Genomic DNA, 22253 nt, shown 5'->3' on the forward strand with positions numbered 1-22253 from the left:
TTGCGCGCATTGTCGCGACCCAAAGGTGCCTTGTCACGCCTTGCGGAGAGAAAAGCGATCAGCCGATAAGCTGTTGATATAGCCTGATGTAATCGTCCGCCATGCGTTCTACGCTGAACCGTTCGGCGACGCGGGCGCGGCAGGTGGCGCGATCGATCTCGCCCACGCGCCCGATTGCCTCGACCGCCTCGTCCAGCGTGTCGACGAGGAATCCGGTGACGCCGTGCTCGATCAATTCGGGCATCGAGCCGCGGTTGAAGGCGATGACGGGGGTGCCGCAGGCCATTGCTTCCACCACCGAGAGGCCGAAGGGTTCGTCGAAGCCGATCAGGTGGAGGAGGGCGCTGGCCTGGCCGAGGGTGCGGACGCGTTCCTCGCCGCCGACGACGCCGCGAAAGATGACGCGGTCGTTGTCGATGTGCGGCGCGACCTCCCGCTCGTGATAGGCCTGATCCTGCACCAGCCCCGCCATGACCAGCCGCCTTCCGGCCGCCTTCGCCGCGGCAATGGCGTCATGGGGGCCTTTATCCGGATGAATTCGGCCGAAGAACAACAGGTCCTGGCCACCAGTCCGATCGAGCGGGAAATCGTCGAGCGGAATGCCGTGATGGATGGTCGCGGCGTAGCTCAGCGCCGGGTGACGATCGGCGTCGCTGATCGAGACGTACTGCGTGTTGTCGTTGTAGCGCTGGTACAGCGGCACGATCCGTTCGGAGGAGAAGCCGTGGATCGTCGTCAGCATCGGCGTGTCGATCAGCCGCGACCAGGCAAGCGGCATGAAGTCGGCCTGGTTGTGGATGAGGTCGAAGTCGCCCGCGCGCTCCATGCAATTCGCGATGTGCATGGCTTCCCACACCTTGGCGTCGAGGTGCGGTGGTTCGGAATAGCCGCGCGGGGCGACGCCATCGAGCGTGCCGGTGGTGTTCGAATTCTGCGTGGCGAAGAGCGTGACGTCAACGCCGCGCGCGACCAGCGCCTCCGTCAGCAAGCTCGTGACCAATTCCCATGGGCCGTAGCCGGTCGGCGGGGTCGGCCAGGAGATCGACGACAACATCGCGATACGCATCAGGTGAGGAGCTCCACGACATATCCTTCATCCGCGCTGACCGTGCCGTCAAACGTCTGGCGCATCCCGGTCGCCACGATGATGCGGCCGGCGCGGGTGGCGTCGGGCAGCGTCACTTTGTGTGCTTCGCTGCCGAGGTTCAGAACGACGAACAAGCGTTCGTCACCGTGCTGGCGCTCATAGGCAAGTACGTCCGGCGCGGCGTCGTGCACCATCATGCGACCAAGCGACAGCGCGGGGCTGGCGCGACGGGCGGCGAGGAGGCGGCGGTAGAGCCACAGCATGGAAGCGGAGTCGGCCTCCTGTGCAGCGACGTTGCGGGTGCGCCAGTCGGGGTGGAGCGGCAGCCATGGCTCGGCCGTGGAGAAGCCGGCGTTGGGCGAGCCATCCCACGCCATCGGCGTGCGTGAGCGATCGCGGCCAAGGCCCATGCCGGGCTGGCGCAGATCCTGCGGGTCGCGGATGCGGTCGGGCGGGATGTCCACCTTGCCGACGCCGATCTCGTCGCCCTGGTAGAGCGTCGGCGTGCCGCGCAGCGTGAGGAGCAGCATGGCGGCGACGCGCGCCTGCGCCTCCCCGATGCGCGCGGCGATGCGCGGCGCGTCGTGGCTGCCGATCACCCAGTTTGGCCAGCCGTGATCGGGAATGGCGGCATCATAATCGGCGATCAGCTGGGCCAGCGTGTCGCGATCCCAGGGGTTCTCGATCAGTTCGAAATTGAAGGGGAGGTGGACGCCGGGTTCGGCTTCCGACCCGTACCAACGCATCAGGCGATCGCGGGGGAGAAAGATCTCGCCCACGAGCAACGTCTCGCCATAACTGTCGGCAAGCTGGCGGAAGCCGCGGGTGAAGGCGTGCGCCTCGGGTTGGTCGGTGGAGTTGTGCTGAAGCACCCGCAGCTTTTCCGCCATGCCCTCGCGCCAATCAGGGTTGGCGGGATTGTCGGGCAGACCTTCGGCCTTCACGATGTGCCAAAGCACGTCGATGCGGAAGCCGTCGACGCCGCGGTCGAGCCAGAAGCGCATCACGCCCGTCATCGCCTGCACGACCGCCGGGTTGCGCCAGTTGAGGTCGGCCTGCTCCTTCAGGAAGGTGTGGAGATAATATTGGCCGGTCGCCGGATCGAACGCCCACGCGGGGCCGCCCATGTCGCTGATCCAGTTATTGGGCGGGCCGCCATCCGGTGCGGGATCGCGCCAGATGTACCAATCGCGCTTGAGATTATCGCGGCTGGCGCGGCTTTCGAGAAACCACGGATGCTGGGTGGAGCTGTGGTTCGGGACGAAATCGAGCAGCAGTTTCAGCCCGCGTGCGTGGACTGCGGCGAGCAGGCGATCGAAGGCGGCGAGATCGCCGAACATCGGCTCGATGCCGGTGTAATCGGCGACGTCATAGCCAAAGTCTGCCATCGGCGAGGGGAAGATGGGCGACAGCCAGATCGCGTCCACGCCGAGGCTGGCGATGTGATCCAGATGCGCCTCGATCCCGGCGAGATCGCCGATACCGTCGCCGTCGCTGTCCGCGAAAGACCGGGGGTAGACCTGATAGATGACGCCGCGCTTCCACCAAGGCGCCGCGGGGGTGCCCTCGCTCATAGGGATCGTAACGCTTGGGGAACGGAGGGGTTCAGTGATGTTCGTTGGCAGTTACGTCGTGCCGGGCCCGTCCCGGCATCCATGGTTCCGCGCATCCTACGCGACTGGGTGCGCGGAACCCTGGACCCCGGCACAGGGCCGGGGTGACGAGGGTGGTTGTGGATTCGACGACGCCCGCCATCGCCGGCTGCGAGGGAGCTTGGGCAGGCCCAGCGGACGATGCCGGACTTCCGCCGGGGGGCACCGGATGTAACCTTGCTCATCCGGCCTTTCGCCGGGATCCACCTATCCGTAGGCGCTGTCGTTTGCTCCTCTAAGCACCGCGCTCGTGGCGCCATGGATCCCGGATCAAGTCCGGGATGACGGCGCCTTCCGAGTGACGCTTGAAACGGCCCGAACTGTTCCGGTGCGCCGACTTCGGGTGAGCCGACTGACCGCGACAAACAAAAAGGGCCGGAGCTTTCGCCCCGACCCTTCCTGTTACGCAAACTGAAAGCCTGAATCAGGCAGCAGCGACTTCCGCCACGTCGATCTTGATGCCGGCACCCATGGTGCTGGAGATCGCGACCTTGCGGACGTACTTGCCCTTGGCGCCGGCCGGCTTGGCCTTGACCACCGCGTCGACCAGTGCGTCGAAGTTCGCGCGCAGATCCTCGGCCGGGAAGCTTGCCTTGCCGATGCCGGAGTGAATGATACCGGCCTTCTCGACGCGATATTCGACCTGGCCGCCCTTGGCAGCCTTCACCGCCTCGGCGACGTTCATCGTCACGGTGCCGAGCTTCGGGTTCGGCATCAGGCCCTTGGGACCCAGAACCTTACCGAGACGGCCGACGATGCCCATCATATCAGGGGTCGCGATGCAGCGATCGAAGTCGATCTTGCCGCCCTGAATGGTTTCCATCAGGTCTTCCGCACCAACGACGTCGGCGCCAGCAGCCAGTGCCTCTTCAGCCTTCGCGCCGCGGGCGAAGACGCCGACGCGGACGGTCTTGCCGGTGCCCTTGGGCAGCGTGACGACGCCGCGGACCATCTGGTCAGCGTGACGCGGATCGACGCCGAGGTTCAGCGCGACTTCGATCGTCTCGTCGAACTTGGAAGTCGCACCCGACTTCGCGAGGCTGATCGCCTCGTCAACGCCGTGCAGCTTCTCGCGGTCGACCGTGATCGACTTCTGCTTCTTCGTGAGCTTCGCCATGGGATTAACCCTCCACAACCTGGAGGCCCATCGCGCGAGCGGAGCCTTCGATGATCTTCGTTGCTGCGTCGATGTCGTTCGCGTTCAAGTCGGCCATCTTGGCCTGCGCGATTTCCGCCAGCTGCGAGCGCTTGATGGTGCCGGCCGAGGTCTTGCCCGGCTCCTTCGAGCCCGACTTCAGATTCAGCGCCTTCTTGATGAGATACGTCGCCGGGGGCGTCTTGGTCTCGAAGCTGAACGAACGGTCCGCGTAGACGGTGATGACGGTGGGGAGGGGCGAGCCCTTTTCCATGTCGGCTGTCTTGGCGTTGAACGCCTTGCAGAATTCCATGATGTTCACGCCGCGCTGACCCAGCGCCGGGCCGATCGGCGGCGACGGGTTTGCAGCGCCGGCAGGCACCTGCAGCTTGATATAGCCTGTGATTTTCTTCGCCATGTCACTCTCTTTAAGTTTAGCGGTGATCGCGGGCGCGTTGCCGCACCCTCCCGCAAGCGTTCCAGCGATTTACCTGGAAGTTCGCGCGCATAGCGGGGTCGCAGGGGAAAAGCTAGGGGTTGTTGAGCCGGTGATGCAGGTGCTTGGGTAAGCTCCAGCCGTAATGCCGGGCTTGTCCCGGCATCCACTGTGCCGCGCACTCTCCGGCGGATAGGTTTGCGGGCCGGTGGACCCCGGCACAAGGCCGGGGTGACGAATTGCTTTTGGCTCAGGTCCCCAGCGCCGCCGCCGTGCAGCGGCGCAGGCCGAAGTTTACGTCATGGCCATGAGGCTGGCGTTGCCGCCTGCCGCGGTGGTGTTGATCGAGGTGGAGACCTCCTCGACCAGCCATTCGACCCGGTAGTCGTTCGCCTGGGTGAGGACGATCGGACCGTCAAGGGTGGCGATCCGCTGCTGGAGATCGCGCACGCGGGCCGCGTCGCCCTCGATCAGCGCGCCAGCATAGGGGCCGTCCTTCGACCAATCGCTGCTCCAGCGCACGCGAGCGGCGATCGGCGCGGGCATGTCGGTGCGCATGGCGGCGTCCACCACCAGATCGTTGCCGGTGGCGAGCGCGGCAGCGAGCTGCGCCATCAGCCCGGCGCCCGTTTCCGGCAGCAGCAGGATGCGACCGCGCGGGTGAAGCGCGTAGAGGTTGCGCTCGCCCACGGGCCCGTCGAGCTCTGCCTCGAGGCCGAGCGGCGAGGCGGCGGCGATCTCGCGCGCGCGGCTCGCAGCAGCCTCGTCGCCGCGGGCTTCGAGCCAGAGTGCCAGGTCACGTGCGGCGGCATCGGCGGTGGTGGATGTGCCGGCGGGTGCCTCGATCGCGCCGCGCACCAGCCGGCCGAGATACAGCGGCCCGCCCGCCTTGGGCCCGGTGCCCGACAGGCCGCGCCCGCCGAACGGCTGCACGCCGACGATGGCGCCGATGACGTTGCGGTTGATGTAGAGATTTCCCGCCTTCACCCGCGCGGTGACATGGGCGATCGTCTCGTCGAGGCGGGTGTGGAGGCCGAAGGTCAGGCCATAGCCGGTGGCGTTGATCCGGTCGATCAGCGCGTCGAGCCCGCTGCGCTTGTAGCGGATGACGTGGAGGACGGGGCCGAACACCTCGCGCTCCAGCTCGGCGATGTCGGGTAGCTCGATGATCGTCGGCGCGACGAAGGTGCCGTTGGCCGTCGCATAGCCGAGCGGGAGCGAATCCACCTTGTGGCCGCGATTGCGCATCGCGGCGATGTGGCGGGTGATGTTCTCTTGCGCCTCGGCGGAGATGACGGGGCCGATGTCAACCGCCAGCCGATCGGTGCGGCCGATCCGCAGTTCCTGCAGCGCACCGCGCAGCATGGTGAGGATACGGTCGGCGACCTCCTCCTGCAGGCACAGGACACGAAGCGCCGAACAGCGCTGGCCGGCGCTGTCAAAGGCGGAGGCGATGACATCAGCCACGACCTGCTCGGCAAGCGCGGAGCTGTCGACGATCATCGCATTCTGGCCTCCCGTCTCGGCGATCAGCGGGATCGGCGCGCCATCGCGGGAGACGCGGGTGGCGAGCTCACGCTGGATCAGCCGGGCGACTTCGGTCGAGCCGGTGAACATCACCGCGGCGGTTTCGGGTGCGGCGACGAGGGCAGCGCCGATCGATCCGTCACCGGGAACGAGCTGAAGCGCGTCGGCGGGGACGCCGGCCTCGTGCAGGATGGCAACGCCCTGCGCGGCGATCAGCGGGGTTTCCTCGGCCGGCTTGGCCAGCACGGTGTTGCCCGCGACGAGCGCGGCGGCGACCTGGCCGGTGAAGATCGCCAGCGGGAAGTTCCACGGGCTGATGCACGTGACGACGCCGAGCGGCTGGTGCGCGGGGCCGAAGCTGCGGCGGGCCTGGTCGGCATAATAGCGCAGGAAGTCGATCGCCTCGCGCACCTCGCCGATCGCGTTGGGGAGAGACTTGCCGGCCTCGCGCACCGTGAGGCCGATCAGCTCTGCCATGCGCGCCTGCATCCCGTCGGCAGCGCGATCGAGGATAGCGGCGCGTTCGGCGGGGGAGACGGTGGCCCAGGCAGGGGCGGCCGCCGCGGCGGTGCGGGCGGCGGCGACGGCCTGCTCGGGCGAGGCTTCGATGACCGTGCCTACCGTGTCGCGGTGATCGGCAGGGTTCAGCACAGGCCGGGAAGTGCCCTCGCCGTCGGCGGGAGCGGCGCGCCAGTCCGTCGCGGCGCCGGCCTGCATCGTCTCGGCCAGCGCCGCGAGCGTGCGCTCGTCAGCGAGGTCTAGGCCGTCTGAATTGCGGCGGCGGGGGTAGAGATCCGCCGGAAGCGCGATCGCAGCGTGCTTCTGCCCCGGCGTATCGGTCGCGCGGACGATCGCGACGGGGTCGGCGACGAGATCGGCGATCGAGACTTCGGGATCGGCGATCCGGTTCACGAAGGAGGAGTTGGCGCCGTTTTCGAGCAGGCGGCGGACGAGATAAGCGAGCAATGTCTCGTGCGTGCCGACGGGGGCGTAAATGCGGCAGGGGCGGTTAAGCTTATCTGCGCCGACCACCTCGTCATACAGCGGCTCACCCATGCCGTGGAGGCACTGGAACTCATAGTCGCCGATGGTGAAGTCGGTACCAGCCATCGCGTGGACGGTGGCCAGCGTCTGCGCGTTATGAGTGGCGAATTGCGGGAACACGGCGTCGCGGTTCGCCAGAAGGCGCCGGGCGCAGGCGAGGTACGAGATGTCGGTGTGGATCTTGCGCGTGTAGACGGGGAAATCCGCCTGGCCATCGACCTGTGCGCGCTTGATCTCGGCGTCCCAATAAGCGCCCTTGACCAGCCGCACCATGATGCGGCGGTCGGCGCGGCGGGCGAGGCCGACGATCCAGTCGATCACGAACGGGCAGCGCTTGCCATAGGCCTGGATGACGAAGCCGAGGCCGTTCCAGCCGGCGAGCGCGGGATCGAGCGCGAGGCTCTCGAGGAGGTCGAGCGACAGTTCGAGGCGGTCGGCCTCCTCCGCGTCGATGTTGAAGCCGATGTCATAGCCCTTGGCGATCAGCGCAAGGGCGCGGACCTTGGGCAGCAGTTCGCCCATGACGCGATCGGCCTGCGCGCGGGCGTAGCGCGGGTGAAGGGCGGACAGCTTGATCGAGATGCCAGGGCCAGCATAGACGCCGCGGCCGGCCGAGGCCTTGCCGATGGCGTGCACCGCGGTTTCGTAATCGCGGTAATAGCGATCGGCGTCGGCGGCGGTGGTCGCGGCCTCGCCGAGCATGTCGTAGCTGTAGCCGAAGCCGCGCGCTTCCAGCGGTTTGGCGCGCTTCAGGGCTTCGTTGATCGTCTCGCCGGTGACGAACTGTTCGCCCATCATGCGCATCGCCATGTCGACACCGCGGCGGATCACCGGTTCGCCAGCCCGGGCAATGAGGCGGGTGAGGGCGGCGGCGAGGCCGCGGTCGTTGACGCTGTTGGTCAGCTTGCCCGTTACCACCAAGCCCCAGGTGGCGGCGTTGACGAAGAGCGAGCGGCCGTCGCCGATGTGGCTGCGCCAGTCACCGCCGGCGATCTTGTCGCGGATCAAGGCGTCGCGGGTGTCGTCGTCGGGGATGCGAAGGAGGGCTTCGGCGAGGCACATCAAGGCGACGCCTTCCTGGCTCGACAGCGCATATTCCTGGACCAGGCCCTCGACGCCGGTGCCCTTGTGCTTGGCTCGGAGGGCAGTGATCAACGTGGTCGCGGTCGCCAGCGCCTTGGCTTTCAGCTCATCCGGCAGGCTCGCTTCGTCGAGGAGGGGAGCTAGGGCTTCCGGCTCGGCGCGGCGGGTGGCGGCGGTGATCGCGGCGCGCAGCGGCGTGGCGGGGCGGATCGGCGGGGCGAAATCGGCGAACAGCGGTTCCATGGTGGGAATATAGCTATTCCGACAAAGTCTATCTGACTTTTGATTGCTTGTCCGACAGGCTATTTGGCTGATCAACTGTGTGTAGGACAGGTCAGATGGACGAGATCGACGGGTTTGACCGGAAAATCATCGCGGTGCTGGAGAAGGAGGGGCGGATTTCCGTTACCGAATTGGCGCAGCGAGTGGGGCTGTCGAAGACGCCGTGCCAGACGCGGTTGAAGCGGCTGACCGATCGGGGGTTCATCCGTGGGTTCAAGGCTGTCACGGACCCGGACAAATTGGGGCTGGGGCATGTTGCCTTCACCGAGGTGAAGCTGTCCGACACGCGGGAAGCGGCGCTGGCGGAATTTCGCCGCGGCGTGCTGGCCATCGCGGAACTGGAGGAATGCCACATGATCGCCAGCAGTTTCGATTACCTGCTGAAGATCCGCACCCGCGACATCCGCCACTATCGCGACGTACTGGGGGAGCGGATCTCGACGTTGCCGCATGTCGCCAGCACCTCCACCTTCGTGGTGATGGAGACGATCAGGGAAGGGGGGTTTTAGCCGCGGCAGGGAAGGGGGGTTTTAGCCCGCTGCGGCCTCGCGCTGCGCCGCGGTTGCGGCCTCGCGCTCGTGGCGCTGGACGGCGACCCGCTCGGCGCGGTCGGCCATGGTTTCCCACGCCCGCGCAGCCCGCTCACAGCGTTCGCGCACATTGTCGAGCTTGGCATCCTGCGCATTGGCAAACTCGCTGGCGGCACGCGCACGGTACATGGTTGCATCATCGGCCATGGGACAGATCCCCTTTTCGAGTTTCGCGGGCCGGCACGATCGCCGGCCCACGGGGTGCGCGGATTACTCCGCGGCTTCGAGCGAGACGGCGCTGGTGCGGCCGCGACGATCGTTTTCCAGCTCGTAGCTGACGCGCTGGTTCTGGTTCAGCGTAACAAAGCCGGCGCGCTCAACGGCCGAGATGTGGACGAACGCGTCCGCACCGCCATTGTCGGGCGCAATGAAGCCGAAGCCCTTGTCAGCGTTGAAGAACTTGACGGTGCCGAGAGTAGCCATTGCTTTTTCCTTCTTGGTTTCGGCCGGACGCGCCAAAGACCGGGGCGCCCGGTGCCGCGGAAGCAGGGAAAGAAGGAAGAAGGTGCCGCAAAGCGCCAAAGACCGTCGATTTGCGACTGTAGCCAACCCTACATAGGCGCATCCGCCGAAAAAAGCGAATCGGGTGCCCGCAGCCCCGCCCGCAGCCCCGCCTTGCCCCGGTAAATCGCGGCGAAGAATCCGTCGCGCCGCGCGAGCAAGGCGGCGGGGGACTGGCCCGAACCGCGGGACGGGGCCGGGCCGATCGCATATGCCTCCAGCTGGGTGAGCGAGCGGGCATAATCCGCGTCGCCGGGCACGCCATCCTCCTCGCCATCATAATCATCGGGCGGGGGAAAGCGGGTGAGCCATTCGTCACCAATGGGATCCCACCAGACGAGCGGCGGGGCAGCGGGATCGTCGGGATCGCCGAACACCGCGCCCGGGGGAATATCGCCGAAAGCGCGGAGCATCGCGCCGGCAGGGGAACCGCCGCCGCGCGAATGTTGAGAAAGTTGAGACGGTGGCGCGGTATCTGCGCCGGCTTCGGCGGGGTCGTCGGCGTGGTCCGGGGCGTCGCCTTCGTCCGGTGGCGGCGCTGGCACGGCGAGGCGGAGCATGCCGGCGGCCTCGGCGCGCGCCCATTGCTCCGCCGTCCAGTGCGCGCGCTGCGCTGGGTCGAGATCGTCCACCGGCACTTCCCCGGCGGTGGCGACGCCGGTGCGCGCGAAGCGGTCGGCGGCGGCGAGCGCATAGATGGGGGCAAGATCGGCCTGATCGGCGGCGTCCTCGCTCCCATCACCCAGCGCGCCGCAGCGCCGCGCCAGGAACAGCCCGGCGCGCGCGGGGCCTTCATCGCGGGTGACGAGATCGAGATACGCGTCGAATTCCTGCGCGACGAGCCGCGCGGCCTTCACATCGGCATCGGGCGCGGTCTCGACCTGGCGATCGAGCCGGGCGAGCAGCGACATGGCCAAGCGATTGTCGTGGCGGTGGCGGGTCACTTCGCTGCCGTCGGCGCGGATATACGTATCGACCTGCCCTTCGAGCGCGCGGACGAGCAGGGTTTCGGCGATGGCTTCGCGCGCGACGAGCGAGGCGGCGCGCCAGCCGAGCGCAAAGGCGGCGCCCCGGGCGGTGCGGCGAAAGGCGTAGGCGGAGGCGGCGGACAGGCCGACGCAGCGGCAGGCGGCCTCGACGCCATGCCCCTCCGCAATGGCTTCAAGGAAGCGGCGCTGGTTGGCGGCGGACCAGCCATCCTGCCGGCGCGAGACGCTGGCGGGGACGCCGTTCTGGCCCATTTCCTCATCGGGCAGGGGGAGGAAGGTGTGCGCCGGGATGGCAGCGGGCGGTGCCGCGCTGGTGGAGGGGGCGGGATCGAAGAGGGACTGGCGGGGGATCATGCGGGGCCTCGTGGTGACAGGCGATCAACGGAGCCGTTCGTGCCGAGCGCCGCCCGGGGGCAGGGCCCGAGGGCGGTGCGTGGCGCCTCGGCGCCGCGCGACACGAACGGTGGGGAGAGCCATGTTACCAGCCGCGCTCCAGCCGCCGCCGATCGCGCGCGATCTCGCGAAAGAGCCGGTCAGTCGCGTCGCGGTTCGCGGCGACATCGGGCGGGGTTTCGGGGCGGGTGCCGATCAGCCCGCGATCGATCAGCGACTGCCAGTGGCGCAGCGCATCGACATGCGCTTCGGTGATGGGGCCATCGGTGAAGATCGGGAGGGGGCGCGGATGCGGCATCGGTTTCGTCCTCGCAAGTGGTTGCTGGACGGGGGAGTTATACCGAAACGGGGGTTGTAGGACAGCGCGCCGCAAGGCTGTAGCGCAGCTACAGACGAGCGAACCGGCGCGCGCCCGGCCAGCGGCGCTCAAGCGCCGTCTGACGACGCGGCTTTGCCGCGGCGGAAATTGCTGATCTTCCGTCTTTGTTTCGAGTGTGATACGACATTCTCGTACTTTGGCGATGCAAGCTCTGTCAGCCGGTCATTTCGGTGTGGCGAGCGAGCGGAGCGGCGACGAGTCCGTGTGTGCAAGCACATTGGCCAGCGCAGGGAATCGGCCCCGGTCCGGTTCCTCGGAGGACAGTGCAATCCCATCCGATCGTGACTACAAAAGTGCTGTTGATCGAAGCCTTAGGGCGCCCTGCTCGGCAGCTATTAGAATATTTTACAAGGAAGGGAGCGCGGGCATGCAAGGAGAATTTCGCGCAGAGGTCGAATTTCGGTCCGATTTGCGCGCGGTTTGGGAGGCATGCAAAAACGTGCCAAGTGGGTGCGGCGCGGGTCGGCGATCCTGATCGCCCTCTTGTGTTTGCCTCTTGCGATGCAAGCTTTGTCAGCCGACAATTTCGGTGTGGCGAGCGAGCGGAGCGGCGACGAGTCCGTGTGTGCAAGCACATTGGCCAGCGCAGGGAATCGGCCCCGGTCCGGTTCCTCGGAGGACAGTGCAGGTCGGATGGGTTGACGAGAGCAGGGGCCCGGAGACTTGGACAATCAACTTTCGCTGTTTGTTCGCAAACATAAGAATTTAACTAAGGCTTGGCAGGCCGTTAGCGCTAATTCCAGATACTCGTCTTCGCCTTACATCAAAGATGAAGCCAAAGGCTTCGCGGGCGACGAGCAACGGCGGATAGCTTCAATCGCCGCACGTGTAAATCACGGCACCTTTCAGTTTTCTCCTGCTAGAGGTGTCGCAATCACCAAGGCGGGAAAACCTGGAAAAATTCGACCCATCGTCATTTCGCGCGTCGAAGACCGGATTGTTCAGCGTTGTATCTTGGACGCTCTAACCAGCGATCCTCGTATTTCTGAGCATGCCTTTCAGCCGTTTAGCTTCGGCGGTATACGGAAGCGTGTTGGAGACGAGCTTGCGGGTGTTCCAGCGGCCATCAGCCAACTTATACAGTTTGTCAGCGCGGGTGCATCTCACGTGATGATTGCCGACATCGAAGGCTTTTTCACGAGAATATCTAAGTCGGCATCGGTTAGCTTGATAAGAAAATTTTCTGATGATGGTCCGTTCCTTGATCTCATGGAGCGAGCAATCTCTGTCGATTTAGAAAATGCACGTGCACTATGGCAACATAAGGAAGAGTTTCCATACGGTGATATCGGTGTTGCGCAGGGTAACTGCTTGTCTCCGTTCCTCGGAAATCTGATACTGTCCGAGTTTGATAGGAGGATGAACGACGCGGATTGTCGTTGTATTAGATACATAGATGATATTATAATCGTCGCTCCGAGCGGCCGGGCTGCATCATCGCGATTTCGTCTTGCGAGCCGCCTGCTTAGCGAACTCGGAATGAACTTCGCTGCTGATAAGTCCAGCAAGCTCCCACTTCCTGTTTCTCAGTCTTTCGAGTACCTAGGGATTGAATTTTCCGCCGAGGGCATCCGACCTAGTCGGAAATCACGCAGGAGCATAGTAAAAAGGACTGAAGAGGCTGCTGCGGAATCTTTAAAGATAATGCGAAAAGCCACTCAGCCTGACGAATTTGACAGTAGGTTTAGCATTCCTAAGACATTAAACCGCATTTCTGGCATGTCGAAAGGCTGGGCTCATCACTATTCGTTCTGTAACGATTATCGCACGATACAGAGTGTAGATGAGCTAATTAACGCAGTATACATGTCTTACATAGACAGAGCTCAACAGATTGCTGCATCAAAGAAGCCGAGATTGGCGGCGTCTATCCTCGGCTACCGAGGAGTCGAGGATGTGAAATTTAAGCCATTCTCTTGGCCTACTCCGCCGCCACAGCCTCCCGCTTCCCCAGCAACGGCGCCAGATACTTCCCCGTAAAGCTCCGCGGTTCCTGCGCCACCACTTCCGGCGTGCCTTCGGCAACGATCTCGCCGCCCTTGACGCCGCCTTCCGGCCCCAGGTCCAGCACCCAGTCGGCGGTCTTGATGACGTCCAGGTTGTGCTCGATCACCACCACCGTGTTGCCCTGCTCCACCAAGGCGTGGAGCACTTCGAGGAGCTTGCGCACGTCCTCGAAATGGAGGCCGGTGGTCGGCTCGTCGAGGATGTAGAGCGTGTTGCCGGTGGCGCGGCGGGCGAGTTCCTTGGCGAGCTTCACGCGCTGCGCCTCGCCGCCCGAGAGCGTCGTCGCCTGCTGGCCGACCTTGACGTAGCCCAGGCCCACCTCGACCAGCATCGCCATTTTGTCGCGGATCGGGGGCACGGCCTTGAAGAACTCCGCCGCGTCCTCGACCGTCATGTCGAGCACGTCGGCGATCGAGAGGCCCTTGAACTTCACCTCCAGCGTTTCGCGATTGTAGCGCGCGCCGTGGCACACGTCGCAGGTGACGTAGACGTCGGGGAGGAAGTGCATCTCGATCTTGAGCAGGCCGTCGCCCTGGCACGCCTCGCACCGGCCGCCCTTGACGTTGAACGAGAAGCGGCCGGGCTTGTAGCCGCGCGCGAGGCTTTCGGGGAGGCCGGCGAACCAGTCACGGATCTGGGTGAAGGCGCCGGTGTACGTCGCCGGGTTCGAGCGCGGGGTGCGGCCGATCGGCGACTGATCGATGTCGATCACCTTGTCGAGATGCTGCAGCCCGGTGACCTTGTCGTGCTTGCCGGCGAGGATGCGGGCGCCGTTCAGCGCGCGGGCGGCGGCGGCGTAGAGCGTGTCGATGGTGAAGCTCGACTTGCCCGACCCGGAGACGCCGGTGATGCAGGTGAAGGTGCCGAGCGGGACGCTCGCGGTGACGCCGGTGAGGTTGTTGGCGGTGGCGTTGTGCACCGTCAGCTTCTTGCCCGAGCCCTTGCGGCGCTTGGCCGGCACGGGGACCTCGCGCGTGCCGTTCAGGTAATCCGCGGTGACCGAGCCCTTGGACTTGAGGAGCTGCTTGAGCGTGCCCTGCGCGACGATTTGGCCGCCGTGGACGCCGGCGCCGGGGCCCATGTCGATGACGTAATCGGCGGTGCGGATCGCATCCTCGTCATGCTCGACGACGAGGACGGTGTTGCCGAGATCGCGCAGGCGGCGGAGCGTGGCGAGCAGCATGTCGTTGTCACGCTGATGCAGGCCGATCGAGGGCTCGTCGAGGACGTAGAGCACGCCCGAGAGGCCGCTGCCGATCTGGCTGGCGAGGCGGATGCGCTGGCTCTCGCCGCCCGACAGGGTGCCGGAGGTGCGATCGAGGTTGAGATAGTCGAGGCCGACGTTGTTGAGGAAGCCGAGGCGCTCGACGATTTCCTTCAGGATGCGCTCGGCAATGGCGCTTTGCTGCGGGTTGAGGTGCTGGGGCAAGTCGGTGAAGAAGGCGAGCGCGTCGACCACCGAGAGGTGGGTGGCGTGGCTGATGTCCTGCATCGCCACCTTCACCGCCAGCGCCTCGGGCTTCAGGCGGGCGCCGTGGCAGACCTCGCAGGCTTGCGAGGACTGGTACTTGCCGAGCTCCTCCTTCATCCAGGCGCTCTCGGTCTGCGCCATGCGGCGGTTGAGGTTGCCGATGACGCCTTCGAACGGCTTGCTGACGTCGTAGCTCTTCTTGCCGTCGATGAAGGTGAGGGTGACGGGCTTGCCGCGGGTGCCGTGGAGGATGACGCTCTGCACCTCGGGGGAGAGATCCGCCCAGGGGGTGTCGAGGCTGAAGTCATAGGCGCGGGCGAGGGAGCCGAGCACCTGCATGTAATAGGGCGAGGGCGGGTTCGACTTCGCCCAGGGGACGACGGCGCCCTTCTTGATCGTGAGCGCGTGGTTGGGGACGACGAGATCCTCGTCGAAGATGAGCTTTTCGCCGAGGCCGTCGCACGCCGGGCAGGCGCCCTGGGGGGCGTTGAAGGAGAACAGGCGCGGCTCGATCTCGGCGATGGTGAAGCCGCTGACCGGGCAGGCGAACTTCTCCGAGAAGACGATGCGGTTGGCGGGGATGCCGGCGTTCTTCATCGCGCCGCCCGACGCGGCCTCGTCCTCGCGCCCGGGCACCACGCCATCGGCGAGATCGACGTACGCGAGGCCATCGGCGAGCTTCAGCGCCGTCTCGAAACTGTCGGCGAGGCGGGTGGCGATGTCGGGGTTCACCGCAAGGCGATCGACCACGACCTCGATGTCATGCTTGTACTTCTTGTCGAGCGCGGGCGCGTCCTCGATCTCGTGGATCTCGCCGTCGATCCGCACGCGGGTGAAGCCGGCCTTCTGCCACTCGGCCATTTCCTTGCGATACTCGCCCTTGCGGCCGCGCACGACGGGAGCGAGGAGGTACAGCCGCGTGCCTTCAGGCAGCGCCATGACGCGGTCGACCATCTGGCTGACCGTCTGCGCCGCAATCGGCTCCCCGGTGACAGGGCTGTAGGGCACGCCGACCCGCGCCCAGAGGAGGCGCATGTAATCGTAGATCTCGGTCACGGTCGCGACGGTGGAGCGCGGATTGCGGCTGGTCGTCTTCTGCTCGATCGAGATGGCGGGCGAGAGGCCCTCGATGTGATCCACGTCCGGCTTCTGCATCAGTTCGAGGAACTGGCGGGCATAGGCTGACAGGGACTCGACGTAGCGCCGCTGCCCCTCGGCATAGATGGTGTCGAACGCGAGGCTCGACTTGCCCGAGCCGGAGAGGCCGGTGATCACCGTCAGCGTATCCCGGGGGATATCGACGCTTACGTCCTTCAAGTTGTGCTCGCGCGCGCCGCGGACGGAGATGTGAGTCAGCATGCGTTTAGTTCTACTTCCGTTCCGGTCGGGAGGATAGACCCGCGATGTAGGAAGCGGGGGCGGGGGATGCCAGCGGTGGGCGCCAGGACGCGCCGCTCGCGGGCAGGCGGCGGGGCAATCTGATCCGGCGGCGGAACAATTGGCCGCGGCAACGATTGTTCGCTCCACGCTTTCGACAACAGGGGTGTCAAGAATGAAGAAGATGATCGTCGCCGGTTTGGCCGCTGGGTTGGTATCGCTCGCAGCATGCAATTCGAGCCCGCAGGAGCAGGCAGCCGACAACATCGAGGCCAATGCCGAAGCGACCGCGGACAACCTGGAAGATATGGCCGACAACGTCGGCACGGATGGCGCCGAGGCAAGCCTCGAGAACCAGGCAGAGGCAGTGCGCGCAACCGGCCAGAACCAGGCCGAGGACATGCGCACCAACGATCCTGACACCAACCTGTCCAACGGGATCTAATCCCGGACAGCAGTGTGAACATCCGAGCTGCTCCCAAGCGCGGCTCGGACCGGAAGGGGCGCCCGACACCATGCGGGCGCCCCTTTTCTTTTGGGCGCTGCCGCCGTCGTGATCCTCGGCAGCCACGATGGTCTCCGCCCGGCAAGCACGCTGCCTTGGCCGTGAGCGATCGATATTGGATGATGCTCGCCGCCGCGGTCTTCGTCGAAAAGAACTGCGAAAGTCTTTCCGGCCTGTCGATTGTGGATGGGCTACGGTGGTAAAATTGTGACGACCGGATGCGCCGGCGAAACTAAATTCACCGTGTGGCTTACAATTGCCGCCGATCACGCCTAGATTGCTTGGGCTGACGTCGCGTGCGACGGATATTTTGTTCGCCTTTTGGCGACTTCCTGTCCCTTTCTAGTCGAGAAGAAGCCGGGATGCGCCGTTTCTTGGCGCATGCCCGTCACCCATGGGACAAGGATATCACCATGATCACCGGAACCGTAAAATTCTTCAACCCTGACAAGGGCTTTGGCTTCATCGCGCCGGAGACCGGCGGCGCTGACGCGTTTGTCCATATCTCTGCCGTGGAACGTGCCGGTATGCGCACGCTCGATAAGGAGCAGCGCGTTTCCTACGAGCTGGAAACCGACCGCCGGGGCAAGACCTCGGCCGTCAATCTTCAGGCTGCCTGAAGTCGGCTGAGCGGACGGGCGCCTGCGCGGCGCCCGTCCGTTCGTCATTTGCCCTTCTTCCTGCAGCACGCGGGCCTTGCGCTCGCCCGATCGGAGATCGCCCATGTCCAGAGCACTCAATATCGACGCCGCCCAAGACCATGTCATTGCGGCCTGTGCGAAGCGCAACGTGCCGATCAGCGCAATCGAGACGCTGCATTCGGGCGGCACGCGCGTGGTGATGAACAACATCACCGACACCGGGATCATCGCCAAGCTTTATGGCCGCAAGGTGATCACGGGCGCCGTGAAGCGCACGCCGACCCGCCTGATCCACGGGTAATCCCCACCAATCGGGAGACGGCGTGATGGCCAAGAGCCAGAAGAAATCAAACAAGGAAGCGCGCAAGCCGAAAGCGGAAAAGCCGCCCAAGGCGAATGCTTCCAACCCGTCGACCAAGCCGAAGCCGGTTGAAATGGTGACGCTGAAAAGCTGAGGCGCGAGTGGGGCGTCTCGCTGAATTACGGCTCGCTTCCCCTTGGCCCAACCCGGCAATCGCAGCGCTTGCACTGGCGAGAGCATAGTCGTGCTCCGCCGGTGCGATCGTGCTGTAGACTGTACGATGTTAGCTGATGATCTTCTTTGCGGCCTTCCAACCCAGAACGAAGAAGATGATCGTTCCGATCAGGGCAAGGACGAAGACGATCATCGCGATATTCGCGAGTGATCCCGCAAGTCCGCCAAAGCCGAGAACAGCGGCGATCAGCGCGATGATCGCGAGCGTGAAGGCGAAGCCGTACATTATGTTTCTCCTGAACTTTGATAGTGGATATCCATTGTCAGGTCGCTTCGACGCCTCGTCGCGCGGGCGGTTTTCGACCGGGTGGATATAAGACCAACTCCATGTGCACCCCGCGGTTCCTCGTGGCGCTCGCTGGGCGCAGGGCTGCGTCGGGATGGGAACGGAAGCCACCGCCCCATGATTGGCCGCGTTGGTTTGTGGTCAGGCAGCGGACGAGCGGGTGATTGCAGTGCTCGAGCCGTGGGAGCGCTTGCTTACCCGCTGCATGAGCTTTAGCCCTGATGCCACACCGCGCGTGCGGCAGGGGAGAGACATTGGCGGCGAGCGGTCCTGTTTCGCGCACGATCCGGTCAGCGCATGTGCAGGCGGCCGAGCGGCCCGACGGCAAATTCTATGGCGGGCCCATATTGGGCGATGATCCCGAGAGCCTGCTGCTGCGGCATAATCGCCGGCGCGAAGCGGTTGATCATTTCGCGCCGACCCTGCGCGATCCCGTGCACCTTCCCGGATCCTTTGCTTATCTCGGCCTAGCCTTCGGGCATTTCGGCCATGCGATGGCGGAGATGGTCCATCGCATCGTGCCGACCCGGCAGATCATTCGTGACCCGCAATGGCTTATCCTGACGAAAAAAGGGGATGACGCGACCTTTGCCGCGTTGCCGGCGCTGACCCGCTCGATCCTGGCGCTGTTCAACATCAACGTGGCCAATTGCACGGTCGTGACGCAGGACACGATCGTCGAGGAGCTTCTGATCGTGGAGGCCGGCTCGGATCTCGGGGGCGGGCCGAAGCCCTGGTATCTGGAGCTGCTGCGCCAGCACTCGCCCGTCGTGATCGCCCGGGACGATACCTACCCCAAGAAGATCTATGTCTCGCGATCGGGGCTGGAGCATGGCTCGGGCATCCTGGGCGAGCGCGTGCTGGAAGCGGCGCTGAAGGATGCGCACTTCCATATCATGCACAGCGAGCTTCTGTCGCTGACCGAGCAATTCGCGCTTTACGGCAATGCCGACGTGGTGCTGTTTGCCGAGGGATCCGCCTGCCACGGCGTTGAGCTATTCGGCGGCGAAACGCTGGGCCACACGATCCTGATGAACCGCCGCGCCCGGGCGCGCAGCCAGTTCGATCCGGTGCTGGCGCCGCGATCGAGGCGGTTCGATTCCTTCAGCGGCAACCCGTATCTCGGTTCGGCCTTTATCAACGAGGCGGATCAATCGCTGATCCACCGCGGCGTTTCCGTCATCGCGCTGGATGACCTGGGGCGGTTCCTGGCGGAGATCGGGGCGGGCGCGATCGGAGATGTTTCGCCGATCAGCTATCTCGCGGCGGCGCATGCAGACCTCGAACGCTATATCGAATGGGCGACGGCGGGGTCGCATCATGAACGGCCTGCCGCGGCCAAGCAGCTGCATGAGGCGCTGGCAGCGACGGTGTCGGCGGGCGGCAGGATCGCCGGAGTGGGCCAGCGGAAACGGCCGCGAGAGCAGACGAAGTCGGCCACTGGCCGGGCGAGGGCGGACCAAGCGACCGTTGATCCTTCGGCGGCTGCGGAGCGCGCCACGCGGGAAGATCGACTGGCGAGGCGCGCGCGGCGCGTTGCGCGGGAGCAACGGCTCGCGGCGCGCGCGCGGCAAGCGGCGAATAAGCGGAAATGAAGCTTACCTATTGAAGCAGACAGGGCGGCGATCGTGCGCTGGCGCGATTGGCGGTGGGTCAGCCCTCGACACCGTCGAGGCGGGCGAGAAGGCGGCCGAGGCGAAAGCGTTTGTAGGCGAGCGCCTGATAGACGTAGAGGCTGGCCTTGGCCCAGCGCGTGTAGAGCGCGGGGACGTGGAGGCGCTTGGCCGCCCAAGCCATGCGGTGGCTCCAGCGGGCGATGGCGGCGCGGGTGCGGTAGATCGCGCGGCGACGTGGCGGGTGGCCCTCGGCCCGGGGCGCCACGCGCTTGATCGGGGTGACCCGGCGCTTCTGCCAGGTGAGGCGATAGGCGAGCCCCTCGCGGCGCTGGCGGAAGCCGGCGGCCTGCGTATTGGCGATGAAGTCTGCGTCGACGGCTTTCAGGTCGAGGCGGCCGTCTTCGATCGCCGAGGCGATGCGGCCGGCGATCTCGGGCGAGCGGACGATCACGACATTGGTGCCGCGCCCATCGGACGAATAAGGCTCCACCCAGGCGTCGCCAAAGGAGACGTCGGCGCATTCGGCGACCACATCGTCACAGGCGTCGCACGCCGAATTCTGGAAGAAGCCGGCGCCCCAGTCGCCATCCGCCAGGTGAAACCAGTCCTGCCAGCGCGCAGTGCCGTCGTTCAGCGTCAGGTGCGCGGTGTACCAATTGGCGGGGCGGTCGGGATCCTTGCGGCGATATTCGACGGCGCGGACTTCGTCGCGGGGGACATGGAGCTGCCAGGCGAAGCTGTCGACGAAAGCGGCGCTCTTCATATGGCCGCAGAACAGGCCGAGGAGGTGAGTGATGCGCTCGTTCAGGATCGGATCCTGCTCGCGCAGCAGGCTGACCGCCTTGATGAAGCAGGGCACGCCGATGATGGCGTAGCGGCCGGGGGTGGCGCGGATCTCGGCGAGCACTTCGGCGAGGTCGACGGGGTAATAGCGCGAGCGGGCGCCCTCGAGGATCTGATCGGGGGTGCGCGAGATGCGGTAGTGGAAGAGGCGGTCGCCCGTTGAGGGGATGACGTGGGCGACGCCGTCGATCGCGCCGGCGGCGAGGAGATCAGCGGCGACCCAGCTGACCATGCCGCCGCTGCTGCCGCGCTCGCGGAACGGCGCCTCGTCGGCGTGGCCGACGTAGTTTGCCTCGTAGCGGCCGAGACGGGCGTCATGGTGGGGTGCTTGCGGGAAGCGGGCGAGGGCGAGCTGGTCCTCGTTGCGTGCGACGGGGGAGAAGGGGCAGGTCTGCGCGAAGGGGGCGGCCGGCTGGGTGCTCTCAGCAGACAGCGTGTGCGGCGCGTTGTATCCCGGCTCCAGGCCGGGATGACGGGCCGTGGTTGGGCTAGCGGATATCCCTGCCGTCATGCCGGGCTGGTCCCGGCATTCAGCGTCACGCGTACCGTTTGGCTGGTTAGTTTGCGGATGGCTGGATGCCGGCACGGGGCCGGCATGACGGTAGTGGTTGAGGGTGGCCGCGCTCGGTTTGCGCTGACCGTATTTGTCCCATGCCATACCCTTAATCGCGCAGCCGCCGCAGCCGATGCACAGGCCTGACTCCACGATGTCGGCGGGGGTTAGGGCCTCAGGCGAGGGCATGATCGAGGAAGCGAGTAGAGGCGGCGCGGGCCGCGGCGAGGCGGTCGGCGAGGCCCGGGGGGAGGGCGGCAAGGCGGTCGGCGAACGCGGCGTCGCTCAGGCCTTCCGAGACGAGGTGATCTTCCAGGCCCAGGATGCGGGTCAAATCCTGCACCTTGTTGCGGCGATAGGGCGAGGCGGCGCAGACGAACGGGCGATTGTGGCGAATCGCGAAGACGCAGCCATGGAAGAAATTGGTCGCGACCGCGGCGGCGCCGGCGATCAGGGCGGAGAAATCGGCCGGGCTGGCGTCGATCCGTGCGTCGTCGGCGATCGCGCTGGGGTAGCCGAGCGTGACGAGGCGCGTGCCGGTGCGGTCGGCCCAGCGGCGCAGCTGCGTGGTGAACCAGGCGGGGAAACTGTGGCCGTACACGATGGCGTAACGCTCGCCCGCCGGCGTGGCTGCGTCGGGGATGATCTCCGGGAATTGCAGGCAGGGATCGAGGACCAGGGGCACCCCGGTCCGTTCGTGCCGAGCGTCGTCGAGCGACATGCCAGGGGCGCTGCGCTCTTCACCCGTGGCTCGACTTTGCTCGGCACGTTCGGCGGAGAGGTCGGCGAGCAGCGCGCGGCTGTTTTCATCGCGGACGGAGATGGCGTGGAAGCGGCGCAGGCGGTTCAGCCAGGCGGTGTCGATGCCGTCGGCCGCGTCGTGATTGCCGACGCTGGCGGCATAGGAGACGAGGCGGTCGGCGTGGAGGCCATCGCCGAAGAAGATCGACGCGCCCGAATACCAGGGATGGCGAAAATTCCAGACCTCGTCGCTGCCGACCACCACCGTGTCGTAATGCGGCGATTGTGCCGGATCCTCGAGCGGGAAGGCGGGCGAGAGCGGGAGCGCGTCGACCGCGGCGATCAGCGCGCGCGTCTTGCGGCCGAGCGCGGCAAAGTGGCCCGGATCGGTGCGCACCGGGAGAGTGGGCTGAAAGGCGTTGCGCGCCTCGCGCCATTCCACGCGGCGGGAGCGGTGATCGAGCAGCTCGGCGGCGAGGCCACGGGCGCGCAGCCCTTCGACCAAGCAGCGCGCCTGCCAATAGGAGCCGTAGTTGATCGAACGGTGAAAGGTGAGGACGCCGACCTTACGTGCTGCCAT

The 22253-nt window shown here is 65.8% G+C and carries 20 protein-coding genes; 7 read left to right on the forward strand and 13 right to left on the reverse strand.

The genetic code is table 11. The features are described from left to right. Positions 1-58 precede the first annotated feature (58 nt). The 5 genes from SPMU_RS09150 to putA form a co-directional block, all read right to left on the reverse strand. Positions 59-1066: a glycosyltransferase family 4 protein gene (locus SPMU_RS09150; protein ID WP_088333550.1), complete on the reverse strand. Its 1008-nt coding sequence runs from the start codon at positions 1064-1066 to the stop codon at positions 59-61. Beyond that, positions 1066-2661 carry an alpha-amylase family glycosyl hydrolase gene (locus SPMU_RS09155; RefSeq protein ID WP_088333551.1) on the reverse strand — a complete coding sequence of 532 codons (1596 nt, stop codon included), beginning with the start codon at positions 2659-2661 and terminating at the stop codon, positions 1066-1068. The genes SPMU_RS09150 and SPMU_RS09155 overlap by 1 nt, the downstream gene beginning before the upstream one ends. A gap of 502 nt (positions 2662-3163) precedes the next feature. Continuing rightward, on the reverse strand, positions 3164-3856 hold the full coding sequence (gene rplA / locus SPMU_RS09160) for a 50S ribosomal protein L1 (protein WP_088333552.1): 693 nt from the start codon (positions 3854-3856) through the stop codon (positions 3164-3166). 4 nt (positions 3857-3860) lie between these two features. Continuing rightward, the gene (gene rplK / locus SPMU_RS09165; RefSeq protein ID WP_088333553.1) at positions 3861-4292 is read right to left on the reverse strand and encodes a 50S ribosomal protein L11; all 432 of its coding nucleotides are present in this window, start codon (positions 4290-4292) and stop codon (positions 3861-3863) included. 312 nt (positions 4293-4604) lie between these two features. Then, the gene (gene putA, locus SPMU_RS09170; RefSeq protein WP_245832960.1) at positions 4605-8207 is read right to left on the reverse strand and encodes a trifunctional transcriptional regulator/proline dehydrogenase/L-glutamate gamma-semialdehyde dehydrogenase; all 3603 of its coding nucleotides are present in this window, start codon (positions 8205-8207) and stop codon (positions 4605-4607) included. 95 nt (positions 8208-8302) lie between these two features. On the opposite strand from putA, the gene SPMU_RS09175 reads away from it, so the two are divergent. Further along, positions 8303-8755, forward strand: a complete 453-nt coding sequence (locus tag SPMU_RS09175; RefSeq protein WP_088333554.1) for an Lrp/AsnC family transcriptional regulator — start codon at positions 8303-8305, stop codon at positions 8753-8755. Positions 8756-8776: 21 nt separating this feature from the next. On the opposite strand, the gene SPMU_RS09180 is transcribed toward SPMU_RS09175, so the two are convergent. From SPMU_RS09180 to SPMU_RS09195, 4 genes are all read right to left on the reverse strand, one after another. Then, positions 8777-8983 carry a hypothetical protein gene (locus tag SPMU_RS09180; protein WP_140418438.1) on the reverse strand — a complete coding sequence of 69 codons (207 nt, stop codon included), beginning with the start codon at positions 8981-8983 and terminating at the stop codon, positions 8777-8779. Between the two features lie 63 nt (positions 8984-9046). Further along, positions 9047-9259, reverse strand: a complete 213-nt coding sequence (locus tag SPMU_RS09185; RefSeq protein ID WP_088333701.1) for a cold-shock protein — start codon at positions 9257-9259, stop codon at positions 9047-9049. A 128-nt stretch (positions 9260-9387) separates the two neighbouring features. Beyond that, positions 9388-10680 (reverse strand): hypothetical protein, encoded by a 1293-nt coding sequence (locus SPMU_RS09190; RefSeq protein ID WP_088333555.1) that lies wholly within the window; start codon positions 10678-10680, stop codon positions 9388-9390. 124 nt (positions 10681-10804) lie between these two features. Beyond that, positions 10805-11017, reverse strand: coding sequence for a hypothetical protein (locus SPMU_RS09195; RefSeq protein WP_088333556.1), 213 nt, complete (start codon positions 11015-11017; stop codon positions 10805-10807). 744 nt (positions 11018-11761) lie between these two features. Between SPMU_RS09195 and SPMU_RS09200 the strand changes: the two genes are divergently transcribed. Beyond that, the gene (locus SPMU_RS09200; RefSeq protein ID WP_088333557.1) at positions 11762-13078 is read left to right on the forward strand and encodes a reverse transcriptase domain-containing protein; all 1317 of its coding nucleotides are present in this window, start codon (positions 11762-11764) and stop codon (positions 13076-13078) included. Here SPMU_RS09200 and uvrA read toward each other — a convergent pair. Beyond that, a complete protein-coding gene (uvrA, locus tag SPMU_RS09205; protein WP_088333558.1) occupies positions 13020-15935 on the reverse strand; it encodes an excinuclease ABC subunit UvrA in 2916 nt (971 codons plus the stop codon). The two genes, SPMU_RS09200 and uvrA, sit on opposite strands and share 59 nt — an antisense overlap. Before the next feature lie 193 nt (positions 15936-16128). Between uvrA and SPMU_RS09210 the strand changes: the two genes are divergently transcribed. The 4 genes from SPMU_RS09210 (at position 16129) to SPMU_RS17395 (ending at position 17554) form a co-directional block, all read left to right on the forward strand. Beyond that, positions 16129-16398 (forward strand): hypothetical protein, encoded by a 270-nt coding sequence (locus SPMU_RS09210; RefSeq protein ID WP_088333559.1) that lies wholly within the window; start codon positions 16129-16131, stop codon positions 16396-16398. Positions 16399-16871: 473 nt separating this feature from the next. Further along, entirely contained in the window at positions 16872-17078 is a 207-nt protein-coding gene (locus SPMU_RS09215) for a cold-shock protein (protein ID WP_088333702.1), read from the forward strand. A 103-nt stretch (positions 17079-17181) separates the two neighbouring features. Then, positions 17182-17400: a hypothetical protein gene (locus SPMU_RS09220; protein WP_088333560.1), complete on the forward strand. Its 219-nt coding sequence runs from the start codon at positions 17182-17184 to the stop codon at positions 17398-17400. A 25-nt stretch (positions 17401-17425) separates the two neighbouring features. Next, positions 17426-17554, forward strand: coding sequence for a hypothetical protein (locus SPMU_RS17395; protein ID WP_281250984.1), 129 nt, complete (start codon positions 17426-17428; stop codon positions 17552-17554). A 129-nt stretch (positions 17555-17683) separates the two neighbouring features. Here SPMU_RS17395 and SPMU_RS09225 read toward each other — a convergent pair whose 3' ends face one another. Continuing rightward, positions 17684-17860, reverse strand: a complete 177-nt coding sequence (locus SPMU_RS09225; RefSeq protein WP_088333561.1) for a DUF1328 family protein — start codon at positions 17858-17860, stop codon at positions 17684-17686. A 281-nt stretch (positions 17861-18141) separates the two neighbouring features. Between SPMU_RS09225 and SPMU_RS09230 the strand changes: the two genes are divergently transcribed. After that, positions 18142-19515: a glycosyltransferase 61 family protein gene (locus SPMU_RS09230; RefSeq protein ID WP_088333562.1), complete on the forward strand. Its 1374-nt coding sequence runs from the start codon at positions 18142-18144 to the stop codon at positions 19513-19515. Positions 19516-19573: 58 nt separating this feature from the next. Here SPMU_RS09230 and SPMU_RS09235 read toward each other — a convergent pair whose 3' ends face one another. Beyond that, complete coding sequence (locus tag SPMU_RS09235; protein ID WP_425442158.1) at positions 19574-21121, reverse strand: Coenzyme F420 hydrogenase/dehydrogenase, beta subunit C-terminal domain; 1548 nt, start codon at positions 21119-21121, stop codon at positions 19574-19576. Continuing rightward, positions 21108-22253, reverse strand: a complete 1146-nt coding sequence (locus SPMU_RS09240; RefSeq protein WP_088333563.1) for a polysaccharide pyruvyl transferase family protein — start codon at positions 22251-22253, stop codon at positions 21108-21110. The genes SPMU_RS09235 and SPMU_RS09240 overlap by 14 nt, the downstream gene beginning before the upstream one ends.

The sequence above is a fragment of the Sphingomonas mucosissima genome, from assembly GCF_002197665.1.
Classification (GTDB): Bacteria; Pseudomonadota; Alphaproteobacteria; order Sphingomonadales; family Sphingomonadaceae; genus Sphingomonas; species Sphingomonas mucosissima.